This is a genomic window from Rheinheimera maricola (assembly GCF_016918075.2).
Classification (GTDB): Bacteria; Pseudomonadota; Gammaproteobacteria; order Enterobacterales; family Alteromonadaceae; genus Alishewanella; species Alishewanella maricola_A.
Genome location: NZ_JAERPS020000007.1, coordinates 102,393 through 117,687, shown reverse-complemented (window position 1 = coordinate 117,687; position 15,295 = coordinate 102,393). Strand labels below are relative to the sequence as shown.

Sequence of the window (15,295 nt, the reverse complement as noted above, 5' to 3'; positions counted from 1 at the left end):
CTTGGTACTACTTATCAAGTTTACCGATTAAAGACAGTGTAAAATCGGCACCCATGTATTTAAAATGAGGCCTAACCTGCATACCAACCTTATAGAAGCCCGGCTCGCCTTCTATGTCATCAACTGTAATAGAGGCGGACCGCAAAGGCCTGCGAGCCCTAACGTCAGCACTTGCTCCGTCCTGATCGGCAACATACTGGCGTATCCAAACGTTCAGTTGGTCTTGAATATCAAGCCTCTCAAGTGTTGTACCAACGTTCTCACGCTGTAAAACCTTAATGTAATGGGCCAGTCTGTTCACAACATACATATATGGAAGTTGCGTGCCCAGTTTATAGTTAGTTTCCGCAGCCTTGCCTTCTTTACTCAAGCCAAATGTCTTCGGCTTTTGTATCGAGTTAGCTGAGAAAAAGGCTGCATTATCACTACCTTTCCTAAAGGTTAATGGAATAAATCCAGCCTCTGCAAGCTCAAACTCGCGCCGATCTGAAATCAATACCTCTGTAGGTATTTTTGTTTCAAGCTGCCCCATTGTTTCGTAATGATGTAGAGGTAGGTCCGTCATGGCACCACCACTTTGCGGGCCGATGATATTTGGACACCAACGATAGCTAGCAAAGCTGTCATTTAATCTTGTTGCCATCGCAAAAGCGGTATTACCCCAGCAATATCTGTTGTGGTCTTCTTCAATAGACTCATTGTAATCGAATGCCTTAATCGGATTTTCCTTACTGTCATAAGGCAGGCGCAATAAAAATCGCGGCATAGTTAAACCGAGATAACGAGAGTCCTCTGATTCACGAAGAGATCGCCATTTCGCATATTGGGGACCTTCAAAAATGGAGGCGATATCATTTAACTTTGCCAGGTCTTGAATATCATCACAGCCAAAAAATTTTGGACTCGCAGCAGCAATAACTGGGGCATGAGACATTGCCCCGACACTAGACATTGACTGCATGAGACTAATGTCCGGAGAACTGTGATCAAATTCATAATTGGCAATAATACTACTGTAAGGCTCTCCGCCAAAAGTACCGTAGCCACTAGTATATACTTTCTTATAAAATCCCGACTCTGAGATTTCAGCAGCGTCTTCAAAATCCATTGCCAAATCTTCTTTGGAAGCATTTAAGATATGAATTTTATTGTTCTCTCTAAAATCAGTGCGCTGAACTAGAAAGTGAAGCCCACGCCACGCAGACTCCAATTTTTGAAAGTCTCCATTATGGAGAATTGTATCAAGCTGAACACTGAGTTTCTTATCTACCTCAGAAATCATTTCATCAATTAGTGCTTTTCGAACTCGCTCATCTTTCTTATCAGCTTTCAACATAGCAGCCATGAAAGCTTGTACGCCTTTTGCTGCGACATCATATGACTCATCGGATTTAGCTATGTTTGCGTGTTCCATAATTTGGTCTAACAACGACACGCTTTCTTCGAGGACGGCTTCAGCAGACTGAATTTTTTTCTCTTCATTAGTCATATTTATCACACCTTACTCTTTATCTATGCCAAGTTCATTCATTAGCTTAGCACGCGTGCCTTCGTCATTAAGTAGTCTTTCAAGCTGTTTTTTAAACGCAGGTATATTACCTAACGGCCCTTTCAAAAAGGTTAATGCATCCCTTAACTCTAGTAAACTATTGAGCTCAGGTACTTTCTTTACTATATTTCCTGGCTCGAAATCTTTTATGTTTCTAAAGTCTAATGATACATTCATATCAATACCTTCGGCATCAGTCAGTTTATTTTCGACTACCATACTGACTTTCAAATTTTGTTTTGCCATTACGTCATTAAAGTTATTTTTGTTAACCTCGACAGTATCTCTTTCTTGAATCCCATCTTCGTCTTCGCGCATCGTAAAATCACCAACAACAAGCAGCTTATTTGGTAATTCGACTTCTTGCTTCGCGTCACCGATATGGGCAGTGTAAGTTATGTTGACACGCTCCTTTGGAGCAATTGAGCTACTTTTACTCATATAATTCTCTCATTTAAGTTTTAGATTCGATTAATGCTAAAGCCTCAGAAGGGGCCAACTTTATTAAGTCATGCTTCAACATATTAACTAACTCAAGCATGGGGGGATCATATTTAACTTTTTGCTGTATTTTTTTATGGCAGGTCAGCATCAACTTAAGAACCTTAATTGAAAGTTCGGGCTGCCAAATTAAAACTTTCGTGTCGTTTAATAGCTGGTAAATATGGTTAAGTTTAAGCAACACAACATCGTCGTGACCAGTTTTTGCTACTAAAGCTGCCATTTCATAGCGCCAATACAATGAATCGCGTACTCCTTTTGCCTGATCTAAACCACTTTGGAATAGCTTAAACGCTTCTTGCAATTTTCCTTCTGCTAAAAGAGATGTAGCTTTAAAACTTGCGTCAAGCCACGGTGTTAAAGCAGAGTCGACACTATCTTCATCACTAGATGATGAATCTTTAGTTGACTTAGACTCCAACCAGGTCCTTGTTAAATCATCAATAAAAGGCTGACCGTTTCTAAACTTAGCATCAAAAATATCGGGAAAACGAGAAATGAAGTTTGTAGTTGTTGTGAGTACGACCTTTGCACACAATTCTTGATTAAGTGCAACTAGAGCATTATAGACGTATCTATGTAGTAATAGACAGAATATTGCTCCATTGTTGAATTCACGTTCAGCAGCATCAAAAAGCTCAGCGTAGTTTTTGTTCGATTCAAGTGAAGCTAGCTTGTTAAGTACTTGCTCATTAGGTTGCTGCTCTAACACACCAGCGCCAGGTAGTTGCTGTATTAAAATCCACTTCGCTGTGCGGTTTAAATATAAAACATTGGGAGAATAAGGATGTTGCTCGTTCATCTTCTGGGCTACAGTTCGAATAGCCTGGCTCGACGAACTTAATGTCTTATTAATGTCGAGATCAGATACATTTTTTGGCAACTCAACTTTTGGAGATGTACTCTCTATTGCTTTTTCTTCAAACTTTTCAACAGCAGGCGGCTGCTGATCTGATGTTTTTTGAATTTGAATAGATTTCTGTTGTTCAATTACTAATTTAAATCGATTAAATACCGTCTTCAACTCAATAAATAAAGGAGCATCATCACCCAAATACTTTTTTATAGCTTTATCAAGACTTTCAAATTGTTCAATCGCAGATTCTGCGTTATCTAAATCACGCGCTTCGTCGAGTAAGTAAGAGTTAAAATGCTTTTCTAACTTTGCTGCAAGCCACAAAAACGCAGCAGCTCTTGCTTTCTCCTGACGCTTAGCCCTGCGAGGATAGAGTTCTTCACTCAGGTCTCCGGCTACTAAGCACTCTAGCAGTTCGAAGCCGGCTTTCAAGCCTGCAAATTTGTATTCCTGAAACCATGCAAAAGCCAAAAAGTTTGCAGTTTTTAAATCTTTTGTTGATTCCGTCAATAAAGCCGTGCAAGTGTCGGCAATGCGTTTCCAGTCAAGCACTACTCTTTGGATACCATCTAGCTTAGCTATTTCGGTAATCAAAAAGTCATAATCTGCGAAAGATTGGGGATCCGCTCCAGCCTTCTCGCCTTGGAGAGGTGCAATCAATTTAGGTATTTGAAATTCCAATTTTCAAGCCTTTAAAAGCAACTTTTTACCGTTCACAGTTGAAATGCGTCTCTCAGACGACTCGTCAACTAACATTCGTAAATAGTATATGTTTAGTATTTAATTATCGCCAATACAAACGGTTAATTGTTTAAATCAGTCACCTCGATTATGCTAGACAAGGTTGATTTGCTTTGTATTGCATCTGAATCTATCACTGAAATACTATAAACTATAGATGTATTATTACTGACAGTCTCGTCTATATAATTTAACTTTTCTGGTTGCAGAATAGCTAATTGCTCCCAATTGCCGTCATTAGTAGATCGCTCGATTAGATATTGATGTGTCTGTGATTCGGTATCATATTTCCAAGATAATTCTACAACGCCCGAACTTAACCGAACATCCAGATTTTTTACTGGAGCAGGCAATGAGGAGATTTGTACAACTATAGGCTCAGAAATTTCTCCTTCTCCACCAAAGCTATTGATAGTCGATATTGAATACTGGTATCTAAGTCCTGACGTCAAACCTACACTGTCTTCGTACATTGGCCTTTCAGACCAAACAACTTCAGCAATATTCGTTAATTCAACCTTTTCATTCCGATTAGGGTATGGGGCTCGATAAATTCGGTAGCCGATAACATCGGGATCAGAATCACTGTTCCACGTTAGAACAACTTTACCATCAGAATTAAATACCGCTTCAATATTTTTCGGCATTGAAAATATGGACTTCGTTGACCAGCTAACGTGAGTCCCTAGACCAGACTCCCCAGACGAAGTGACATAAGAAACAGCATAATCATAACTTTCACCGTCAACATTAAAATCTGAATCAGAGTATTTCAGTATTTGCGGATCAATTAAGTCAGAGATCTTATTCCAGCTTTTATCACCTGTTTTCCGTCGATAGACATAATAGCCCTTGCTACCTTCTATCGCGCCCCAGAATATATTAACTTTCCTTAGAAAATTAATTTCTTCGACATAAGCTACTGTTTTGTCTGGAATAGAGTAGGTAAATAATTCTGATATTTCGCCGAGTTTCCCGTTCGATTCAGCTCGGGAAGCATATACTGCTTCTGCCGTCAAACTCTGTATTTGTTTATCTTTTAATACGATTTGATTGCTCTCAAACCTACCATAGGAATCTGTCATAACTCGATATTCATCTACAACTCGCCATTGCTCGTCACCTGTTTTTCGCAATAATTGATATGACGTTGGTTCTAAACTACTTTTTTTGGCTGAAGGAAAAATGTGTAGCTCAGGACCAGAAATCTCAGGCGAATATTTAATAACAACAGGTGCAGCTAAGGTAGCCAATACTTCTGTACTCTTTACAATTTTAATTATATCTGAGTTTCGTATTTCTTCACCATTCTCTGTCATTAATGCGATTTGATAGTAAATGTTGCCCGATAAAGTCGATATATCATCGCTGTAGAAACTATCTACAACGCTTGTTACAAAGTTAAAGGGGCCGTCAACCTCTCTAGATCTGTATATGTTAAATCCTATTGCTGAAGATGTTTTACCAGACAGACTCCAGGTTAGATTTGCCATGTTATCAACTACAACCGCATTAAAATTAGAAGTCCAAGAAATTATAGACGCTTGTTGATTTAGCGAATTGTCAGAATCTTTTCCTTTTAAAGCTGCTACAACTTCATCAGCAATTTCTATACTTTTTGGGTCAAAGTCTTGTTGATTATTGAAACTAAAAATCCAAGTGTTTACAGGATGATTGCTTAATCGAGAAATCAGCTCAACGTCGGCGAGGATTTTAGCTCCTACACGTCTTACCTTACCAATTAAGACATAATCAACATTCAATATCTCAGCAGCTCTAGAAGCTTCAGTCCTATCAAACTTTTGTTGTATATCATTGCGCACTAACGATAGTTCCATTTCACGCTGAGAAATAATTTGCAGAGCACTGCGCTTACTTAGTTCTACTCGGATGGTATAAGTAAGCTTGCTTTCAAGGCCTACAACATCCATGCTAGCCGCATCAAACTGTACGATTGCTATACGCCCTTGCCCTATTACACATGCTGAAAAAACCATGCAAAAAAAAATTAAAGCTCTAGAAACTGCAGCGCTAAGACACGGCATGGGCATTCCTACTTTTCAGCCGAGAAACGGTAGTCTGCCAATAACCTTTTAAGCTTGTCACTTGCAGACTCTATAAGCGGTGAATTTGTAACGGATTTAAGTTTTTCGTTAAAAATTGCATAGGTGTATAGTTCTATTGCCTGATCAAGCTCATTCCGCTGCTCTCTATCAGTTGCCGCATCGAAATAAAACATTCCTAGTCTTTGTAGAGGATTTAAAATTTCAGAAGCCATATTTTCGACAATTTCATCAGTTAGACTTTGCAATATCTCTGTATTCGTGGCAATTTGCATTTCTTGGAATTTCACGCCAGCCTCCTCCACGCCTGAATTTGCGGAAGCGGTAACTTCCAACGTTTTTTCAAGCGTTTCTACATGTGTATTCTCACCTGTCAAGACATTAACGATACGGAACGACAATTGTATAAACCCAACCTTTCTCTTTTGGGTTACTTCGTAATCTTTTTGACCGTATTCAGGAACCATTATTTTCGCTTTAGGGGCTTCTTGAAGCTCCTTTTTGGTTGGAGATGGGTTCGTCGCTTTCCAGTTCAAATATTCAATATTGTCATCGATTTTTTCCCCAATCTTATATCGAACACTTTTCGAACTTGTTGAGGTGCTTTCATCAACACGATATAGCAATACCGACCCTATAATTGCATAATCAATCCCATAATTTTTTCCCATCTCTTTAGCCGCGGTCTCAGATATTGTGCTCGACTGGCCAATCTTCATTTCATCGCGTATGGACAATAGGCTATCTCGCTCTATGACACGGATATCCCGGCTTGCATTATTAAATAATTTGGATATAAGATTGTTAGCGACAATTACACCCGAATTACTTGCTTCGCTTGGACTACTGAAGTCGAACACTGCTATTGAACGTCGACTTTTAGCCATTACATCATCCTCAGCATCAAGCTTTTGGCGCTGTAAATCGGGGTAGTATGAATCCAGGGATTCATTCAATTGTAACAAGTGCCATGCAATCGCATTGTTACCCATCGATTGATAGCTCATCGCACTTTGATTAATGTTCCTCGCTAATTTATCTTTAATTATTTTTAGGCCATTCTCATCTGAAGGATTCAAGTCTGTCAATTGACGATATAGTTGGGCGGCTCTAAAATAGCGACGCTCTGCCATCGTAGCGTCGATCGATTTTATTATTTCTGCAGTCAAACGCTTTTTGGACGTATCGACCATCTCTAAACATTGCATCGAGCTCTTATATGATCCAGCTAGCTTGCAACTTTCAATCACCGTAGCCCAATCCTGCGTCTCAAATGCTCTAATTGCTTTTTCAGAAAAATGCTTAGGTCTATCTATACTGCGCAACTTCTTATCTAAGTTCAATGCAATGGGGTTATTAGGCAAAATCAACAAAAGCTTATCGATTGCCTCTTCAGCAACATCGAATTTGTCTGCCTGAAGGGCATCGTTAGCTGTTCTTACGAAACTTCGCAGAGCTTGAGACTCAACGGTGTTAATTCTTTGATTAACATCCTCATAATTTGGATATTTAGAATTAATTTTCGATAATTCTTTATGCGCATTGACCCAATCTGCTTGATCAATCGATGATTGCGCCTTTAAGTGACGCAGCTTCAAATCATCAAAAAAAATAGCAGCCGTATTGGCAAAGCTCGTTTTCAGAGGGCTGATTAAGCTGCTATCTATCCCTGCATTTTCTAAGCCTGATATATTCGATTCTATTTCGTCTAACTTAGCTTTCGTTAGCTCCTCTTTCTGCAGGTTTTGAATAGTTAATGATGCATTTTGGAAATAACTTTTTTTAAGTTCATCTAAACGCTGAATGTATTGACTGTTTTTGGGAGACTTAGAAATTGCCAATTCAAGATACGCTATCGCCTCTTCATACTTCTGCGCTGTCGCTAACTCATTGGAAGCCTTAAAATCTTGTTCACCTTTGTTTGATGTACTCACGCAACCAGCGACAACGATGATAACAAGAATATAAATCAATCCTTTGGTCATACGATAATCCTTAATTCAGTTAGTCTTTCTTTCGATTTTAATATAACAAAAAAAGCGCTTGATGCAAGTGCTGGTAATAATTCGCAATTACTAACCCATACGTAGCTATATAAGGGTTAAAAATACTAATCGGACATTCATAATTGATTACGTTAGCCCACGTAAATGATTGCAATATTGCCCAGGCTAGCTTTTACGCTTACCCAGTGAAAACCTGTCAATGATAGAGCGCACATTAACAAGGGTTTTAGCCAACCGTTGGCTGGCATTTAAGGCCGAGTTTGCCGATGTTTGCGTGAGTGATGTTGAATCTGCAATTTCGATAATTTGCTGGTTAATATGTTCGGCCACCGTGCTTTGCTGCTCTACCGCGGCTGACATTTGTTGGGTTAGCTCGGTGATAGTTCTAACTGAGTCTCTAATGTTATTTAACGCCGAACGCGTATTCTCTACCGTTGCTACACCGTGATGAGCCGCTTTTTCGCCTTGCTCCGACACCCCTACCGCGCTCATTGCTCTTGCAGTTAGTACCTCAACAATTTTATGAATTTTATCTGTCGATTCGCGCGTTTTTGACGCTAAAGACCTTACTTCATCTGCCACTACGCTAAAACCACGGCCTTGCTCTCCAGCACGAGCGGCCTCGATAGCCGCATTTAGCGCCAGTAAATTGGTTTGGTCAGCTATAGAAGAAATTAAATTAGCCGCTTGACCAATTTCACTGGTTGACTCAGCTAGTTCACGCACTGTGGCGGCAATGCTGACCACGGAGCTGCTCAGCGCATCAATGGCTGTCTTTGCTTCTTGTGCCAGCTTGGCGCCATCATCAACACTGCTAAGGGCATTAGATGCACTTTCTGCATTGGTTTGTACATTGCTGGCAACTTCCTGGATTGCTGCCGACATTTGCGTAATGGCCGAAGCAATTTGCTGTGTGGCATGGCTTTGCTGTGCAACAGCAGCCGATGTCGACTCAGATTCCTGTTGTGTATCTTGTACAATACTATCCAGTACAGTGGCAGCATCAGCAATACGGGTTAATGCAGTGCGGTTTCTGGCAATTTCACATGCCAGGGCTAATTTGACCCGAGCTTTACTGCCGACATCAGTAAAGTAACTTTCTGCCACTACTGAATTTGCATAAGACTCTGGGCTAATACTTACAATATCTAACAACTCTGCTTTTTGCCGGTACGCCAACCACAATGTAGACAATGTGAGCGTGCTCAGCATAATCATACCAGGCACGGCGCCAAAAAAGTTATATAGCAAGCCAGAACCCAATACGCCGGGCACAAGTATTGGCGAAAACGTACTTAGCGCATGCGCAATTCGCCGAGTGACAGGTAAATTTGATTTCCCCTGACGTAATCTGGCATAAGCAGCTTCAGCGCGGGATTTTTCAGCTTCAAGTGCTGCCACTCGCACAGATTCAAAACCTACTACTTTATTTGCTTCAAACACCGGAGTAACAAAAGCGCTAACCCAATAATGGTCACCATTTTTACGCCGGTTTTTTACCAGCCCCATCCAGACATGTCCTGCCGCAATTGTTTGCCACATTTCTTTAAATACTGCTTCAGGCATATCCGGGTGGCGAATTAGATTGTGTGGTTTCCCAATTAACTCATCTTTGTTGTAACCACTGGCATTAATAAAGGCCATATTACAGTAGGTAATGTTACCTTTGGCATCGGTGCCGGAAATAAGGCGATCAGAAATGGGAAAGATGTGCTCTCTTTGTGTTACCGGTTGGTTGTTTCTCATTTAGATCCCTTCAGTTGGGCAATTTTATAACTAATGCTATGTTACTTAGCATAAACCATATACTTAGGAACGCTATAGGCTATCTTCGTGTCAGCATAATTTACAATTGATAAAACTTTTCGAACGAGACCATCACATGCCAATGATTTTAATAGATAAATTATTTAGGCCTGAATATTGCTTGTGTCACTCGATTTGCTTTTGTACTTGTCGCGTCTGGTTACAACATTGACATAAGGAATACATTAAATGTCGGCATTAAAAAGAATAAAAATTGGCATGGCTTTGCTTGTTGCTTCACTTACATTTAGCAGCCCGGTTTGTGCCGCGATAATTTATGACTTCGATATCAGAGTAAATTTTGATGGCGGATTAACTGCATCTCAGCAAAGCATCTTCTCTCAGGCTGAGTTGTTTTGGGAAACTCTGATTATTGGTTATCGCGACGAATATGCCGGGCCAGGTCTGGATATTAGTGCTTCAGGGCCGGCTATTGACGGACCAGGCGGTATTCTCGGCCAGGCTGGGCCAACTTTTGGCATTTTCCTGCCTACTTATGTTTATGCAACTGCAGGCATTATGCAGTTTGATGCGGCAGATTTGTTAAACCTGGAAGCCCAAGGCTCACTGCTGGATGTAATAATACATGAAATGGCTCATGTGATTGGTTTTGGCACGCTGTGGAGCGCACCGTTTAATGACGTGTTAGATGTAAATGGCAATTACGTCGGCGCATATGGATTAGCGGCTTATCAGCTAAGTAATCCTGGCGCCACCTTTGTTCCGGTAGAGCAGGGCGGCGGACCAGGCACTGCAGGCGGCCATTGGGACGAGACCGATGGCGGCGGTGACCCGGAAATAATGACCGGCTGGTTAGACTTTCCATCCTCAATAAGCCTGACCACCATTAACTCCTTTGCTGACTTAGGTTACGTAATTAACCCGGATTATGCAGTTAATATTAATCAGGTACCGGCGCCATCAGCGCTTGCGTTATTATTACTAGGCTTATTTGGTTTAAGGAAAAAGTTACGTAACTAAATGTAAACCCTCAGCTTATATTTGGCTGGCCGGAGCTAGCGCACCAAGTGCCATTGCGTTTGCCTGCCAGCCAAATAAATAACCCCTTTACCATCAAAATAGGCGCTTTGCTCAAGCTTAATCTGTAGCAACTGTTCGTCCCACTCAGGTAGCGCCTGTTTTATATTACCTTCGATAGCATAAGCGGTATTGGCATATAGCGGCCAATCGCCTTGTATTGGGGTATCCCCTTGATTATCCCACATGCCAATGGTTGGGCCCGGGGCATGGCCAACAAAGCCCAGCGCATGAGTATAGGTACTGTGGTTTATTTTGGCTTTCGCCGCTGCCTTGTGCGTTGCCGCTAATATTTGGTTGCCACTACGGCCAGCTTTAAATTCGCTGGTTAACAGATCTTGCCAGCGATTACCGGTTGCTAATGCCGCTTTAAAGCCGGCAGGCACATCAGCTTCATCGTTGTGTAACACATAAGCCATTTCCTGCGTATCAGTGCACAGCTTCAAATAACAAATACCGACATCTGTATGCAGCACATCGCCGCGTTGGATCACACCAGCACTGCCACATGCCGGGCTGTCTGCTTTGCAGGGCATGCCAGCACGCTGCAAACTAACATAGGGCATAAACCACACTGGCAGGCCAAGCTGTTCATAGCGCTCACGGATATACCAGGCAACATCGTCTGTACTGGTTACGCCGGGCGTAATCACTTTGTTGCTAAAGGCTTCCGCGATAACCGCCCGGGCCAGGCTTACCACCTGCGGATACACGGCAAGCTCGGCTGCCGTACGCTGCTCTAGCCAACGTACAGCTAGATTTTCGGCCGGCACCAAACGATGATGATATTCCGCTGGCAATACCTTAAGCAGCTGCTGATGTAACCCGGCGGTTAATCCATCTGCTATAGCCCAGTGCGCCGAGACATTAATGCCAATTTGCTGCGGTGTACGCTTAACAATCTCAGCGGCCAGTGCCTGCCATTGTGCGGTTAAATCGCCACCGGCCCAGGCTGACTGATAAGGTTCGCCCAGCGGATAACGGTTAACTGATAGTTTATCTACACTACCGTCGGCATTACGGCTAAACAGCAACATGGTGGTGCGCCGCGCAGCAAAAGTCGGTTGCGGTACCAAAGTAAAATACAATGGGTCTTCAGCATATTCACGGTTGATCACCAGCCACATATCCAGACCGGTTTCAGCCATCAACTGAGGTAACAGCTGCTCTAGTCGCTGCATCAAAATCTGATTTTCTATGCCCACTCGTTGACGCGGCGTCAGTACTTGATAGTTATCCGCCGAGAATAACTGCCGCCCCTGAGTGAACTCAGCGGTTTTCGCCGCAACGGTGCAACTACATAGTGCAGCAACAAAGGTTAAACAAGTGGTAACGGCTTTCATCAGTGCACCCTGCATTGTTATTGTCTTATCGTTTTTAAGCCATTAAACGTTCGAAAGCAATAGCTTAGCAACGTTAAGATTGTATTTAAAAGTAAATACAGATATGGTGCCGCATGTTTATTTTTTGTATATGAAGCACGATAAATGAAAATAATAGTTAAGCTACTCATCTGCGTACTGTTGCTAGTTATCACTATAGCGACAACTATATTAGCCAATGCTACGGTCGAGCTAACCCAGGGTGGCGTGTACAGCAAAGTCTATCTGCCAATTGCTGTCGGCGAAATTAAGTGGAACGCTGCAGGAAGTATCTCGGCTAGCCGGCCTATGCTTAATGGTCTGCAAGGCCCAGTAGTGACAAATACCGGTGAGGCATTGCAACTCAAGGCCTGGTGCCAGGACAAAATTATTACCGAAACATTACCTCTGCAGGCCACTGAGCTACAGCTGAACTGTCATGGCCAGCATTATCGGTACCCGTTGCAAACACAACCTTTTACAATAAATGCAGATCTGCCGCAGGCAGAACGCATAGCCGTGATCAGTGATCTTGAAGGCAACATCGCATTTTTTGAGCAATGGGCCCGTAAAGCAGGTGTTACCGATGCCAATGGTAACTGGCAGTTTGGCAACGGTCAGGTAGTTATTTTGGGCGATGCAGTGGACCGTGGCAGGCAGGTGTTTGATTTACTTTGGCGTTTATATGCGCTGGCACAACAAGCACAGCAACACGGCGGGCAGCTACTGTTACTGCATGGTAATCACGAACAATATGTAATGCGCGGCCTGGTCGATAGGGTCGAAACAGAACATTTCTGGGCCATAGAACAATTGATGCCTTATGAGCAGAGCTTTACTGCCAATACAGTGTTAGGTAGCTGGTTAAGGCAGCAACCGATTATTGCCCGCATTGGTGGTTATCTGTTTACCCATGGCGGTATCAGTGCAAATACGCTGGCAAGTGGCTTGAACTTGCAACAGTTGAATCAGCGCTACTACGCTACGCTACCACAGCCTGCGGACGCTATAAGCGATGCAGATTATCAATTATTTTATGGCCCAACGGGCTTAAGCCAATACCGCGCCTTACTGAGTGATGACAGCCAACAGCAACAGGCAAATGAGCAACACTTGCAGCAATTGCTGGCATATTTTGCGGCAGACACACTGGTTATTGGCCATACACCAGCGCTAAAGCCAGAGAAAAAATATGCCGGCAAATTAATTGTTGTAGAAGCCGAGCATAGCGACACCGCACTGCTTATCAGCTCTGGCGAAGCGCACTTTATTGCCTTAGATATGGTAAAAACCCGCTTTAAAGAGACCGCGCCACACTATCGAGCATTTAACTTATTTAGTGCGGCTGACTGGCAAGCACTAGCGGCAAACCAAGCCCACCTTAGCGAGCTTAATCGGGCCAAAGCATTTTTCAATCGTGCAACCAAGCCGGAGTAAGCAGGGCTGATTACCGCCAAAGCCGGCTGCCCGCTTAAGATAGCAATGAAAACCAGCTAATTTGCGATACACTTAACAACAATTGTTTGCTAAGGAGCCATTATGCCACGCTATTCTGCTGAATTTATTAAAGAGATGCCAAAGTCTGATTTGCACCTGCATCTGGATGGCAGCCTACGGCTTAGCAGTTTAATTGACATGGCCAAGCGCACGGGTACTAAGTTACCGGCAGATACCGTAGAAGGCTTAAAGCAGCTGGTGTTTAAAGAAAAATACAACAACCTGGGCGAATACCTGCATTGCTTTCAGTATACCTGCGCCGTATTGCGCGATATGCAAAACCTTGAACGGGCAGCCTATGAGCTAGCGATAGATAACCAGCTGGAAGGCGTTAATTATATTGAAGTACGCTTTGCACCACAGCTACTCATTGACCTACCTAACGGCATCGACTTTGATCGCGTAATGCATGCAGTAAATGACGGTTTAAAACGGGCGATGCAGGAGTACAACCAAACTGAGGCCGTACTTAGTGGCGCTAAACCGCCGTTTGCCTATGGCATTATTAACTGCGCCATGCGCATGTTTGGCGATAAAGGCTTCTCGCCTTATTACACTAACCTGTTTCAGCTGATGCGCGATTTCGCACCAATGGACGTAATTAAACTAGCAGCGATGGAATTGGTGCGCGCCAGCGTTAGGCTGCGCGATGAAGAAGCTATGCCCATTGTCGGCCTGGACCTTGCCGGACAAGAGTCGGGCTATCCCGCCAGTAAATTTAAAGAAGTGTACGAATACGCTCACCAGCATTTTCTGCTAAAAACACTGCACGCCGGCGAAGCATATGGCGCCGAAAGCGTGTTTGAAGCCCTTACCGAATGCTATGCCGATCGCATCGGACATGGCTATTCGATGTTTATCCCGGATATGATTACCGACCCCGACATCAGTGATAAAGCCGCTTACATTCGCAATCTGGCCTCTTATATTGCCGATAAGCGCATCGCCATAGAAGTTTGCTTAACCAGCAACCTGCAAACCAACCCGGCTATTAGCGATATTAAGCAGCATAAATTTAAAGACATGCTGGATAACCGCATTGCTACCGTTATTTGTACCGACAACCGCCTGGTGTCCAATACCACGGTTTGCAAGGAATACCAGTTGGCGCTGGATAACTTCGACATCCCGTTAAAACGGCTAAAAGACATGGTAGCGTACGGTTTTAAGAAAAGCTTTTTCCCGGGTACTTATGTGGAAAAGCGCGAGTATGCCAAACAATGCCTCGAGTACTTTGACCGCGTGGCTAAACGCTATGGCTTCATTTGATTTAATATCAATGCCTTACTCTATGTGTCGCAAAAAGCATACAGCCCAACTATCTAATAAATAACAGCATTTTAATTAAGCCTGATTATCTGTCGCCAATCTGCGACAGATAATCAGCCGCATAAAATCTCAAACCACCAAAAAAAACCTATCCAATTGATTATATTGGCAATAAAAATAAATAGCGAAGTTGGCACAAGGCTTGTATTAACAATATCAAGCGACGCTACAGGAGAATGTCGCAAGTGCAATTACAGCTTACTGCCTTTGCCACATTCTCCCTTCAGCCGTCTTCACGCAGCAACCTGATGTAAAAGCTGCACCTAGCGGAGGTTATTATGGATTTATTTTTAGTTGGTATAGTGCTGTTTCTGCTGGCTAACGTAGCCGTAGTCGTTACCATGCTGCGTCGGGTAAACCTGAACAACGACAGTGTTTTAGCCTGGGAACAAGCACAAACGACTACGTTTCAACCAGTACTGGTTACCCCGCCACAACCGGCACAATACCAAACGGTATACCTGGCTGAGGCAGCTTAGGGCACCGTGCGCCAGCACCATCCCATGAGTTCAGCACTGCGCTGAATTTTTTGTAAGGCCAGAACCCCA

At 42.9% G+C, this 15,295-nt stretch carries 11 protein-coding genes; 4 read left to right on the top strand and 7 right to left on the bottom strand.

The genetic code is table 11. The features are described from left to right. Positions 1–7 precede the first annotated feature (7 nt). From tssC to I4W93_RS17580, 6 genes are all read right to left on the bottom strand, one after another. The gene (tssC, locus tag I4W93_RS17605) at positions 8–1,489 is read right to left on the bottom strand and encodes a type VI secretion system contractile sheath large subunit (RefSeq protein ID WP_205312152.1); all 1,482 of its coding nucleotides are present in this window, start codon (positions 1,487–1,489) and stop codon (positions 8–10) included. Positions 1,490–1,501: 12 nt separating this feature from the next. Next, complete coding sequence (gene tssB, locus I4W93_RS17600; RefSeq protein WP_205312153.1) at positions 1,502–1,990, bottom strand: type VI secretion system contractile sheath small subunit; 489 nt, start codon at positions 1,988–1,990, stop codon at positions 1,502–1,504. Positions 1,991–2,003: 13 nt separating this feature from the next. Then, on the bottom strand, positions 2,004–3,587 hold the full coding sequence (gene tssA / locus I4W93_RS17595; protein ID WP_205312154.1) for a type VI secretion system protein TssA: 1,584 nt from the start codon (positions 3,585–3,587) through the stop codon (positions 2,004–2,006). 122 nt (positions 3,588–3,709) lie between these two features. Further along, positions 3,710–5,692: a fibronectin type III domain-containing protein gene (locus I4W93_RS17590; RefSeq protein ID WP_205312155.1), complete on the bottom strand. Its 1,983-nt coding sequence runs from the start codon at positions 5,690–5,692 to the stop codon at positions 3,710–3,712. Positions 5,693–5,700: 8 nt separating this feature from the next. Then, complete coding sequence (locus I4W93_RS17585; protein ID WP_205312156.1) at positions 5,701–7,695, bottom strand: CsgG/HfaB family protein; 1,995 nt, start codon at positions 7,693–7,695, stop codon at positions 5,701–5,703. 186 nt (positions 7,696–7,881) lie between these two features. Beyond that, complete coding sequence (locus tag I4W93_RS17580) at positions 7,882–9,462, bottom strand: methyl-accepting chemotaxis protein (RefSeq protein WP_205312157.1); 1,581 nt, start codon at positions 9,460–9,462, stop codon at positions 7,882–7,884. A 249-nt stretch (positions 9,463–9,711) separates the two neighbouring features. Here I4W93_RS17580 and I4W93_RS17575 point away from each other — a divergent pair, with 249 nt between their 5' ends. After that, positions 9,712–10,503: a leishmanolysin-related zinc metalloendopeptidase gene (locus I4W93_RS17575; RefSeq protein WP_205312158.1), complete on the top strand. Its 792-nt coding sequence runs from the start codon at positions 9,712–9,714 to the stop codon at positions 10,501–10,503. A gap of 35 nt (positions 10,504–10,538) precedes the next feature. Here the strand turns inward: I4W93_RS17575 and I4W93_RS17570 are convergent, their stop codons facing one another. Next, positions 10,539–11,903: a M24 family metallopeptidase gene (locus I4W93_RS17570; RefSeq protein ID WP_205312159.1), complete on the bottom strand. Its 1,365-nt coding sequence runs from the start codon at positions 11,901–11,903 to the stop codon at positions 10,539–10,541. 144 nt (positions 11,904–12,047) lie between these two features. Between I4W93_RS17570 and I4W93_RS17565 the strand changes: the two genes are divergently transcribed. From I4W93_RS17565 to I4W93_RS17555, 3 genes are all read left to right on the top strand, one after another. Further along, on the top strand, positions 12,048–13,358 hold the full coding sequence (locus I4W93_RS17565; RefSeq protein ID WP_205312160.1) for a metallophosphoesterase: 1,311 nt from the start codon (positions 12,048–12,050) through the stop codon (positions 13,356–13,358). Between the two features lie 102 nt (positions 13,359–13,460). Then, positions 13,461–14,687: an adenosine deaminase family protein gene (locus I4W93_RS17560; RefSeq protein WP_205312161.1), complete on the top strand. Its 1,227-nt coding sequence runs from the start codon at positions 13,461–13,463 to the stop codon at positions 14,685–14,687. Between the two features lie 338 nt (positions 14,688–15,025). Continuing rightward, positions 15,026–15,226 carry a hypothetical protein gene (locus tag I4W93_RS17555; RefSeq protein ID WP_205312162.1) on the top strand — a complete coding sequence of 67 codons (201 nt, stop codon included), beginning with the start codon at positions 15,026–15,028 and terminating at the stop codon, positions 15,224–15,226. The last annotated feature ends 69 nt before the right edge of the window (positions 15,227–15,295 follow it).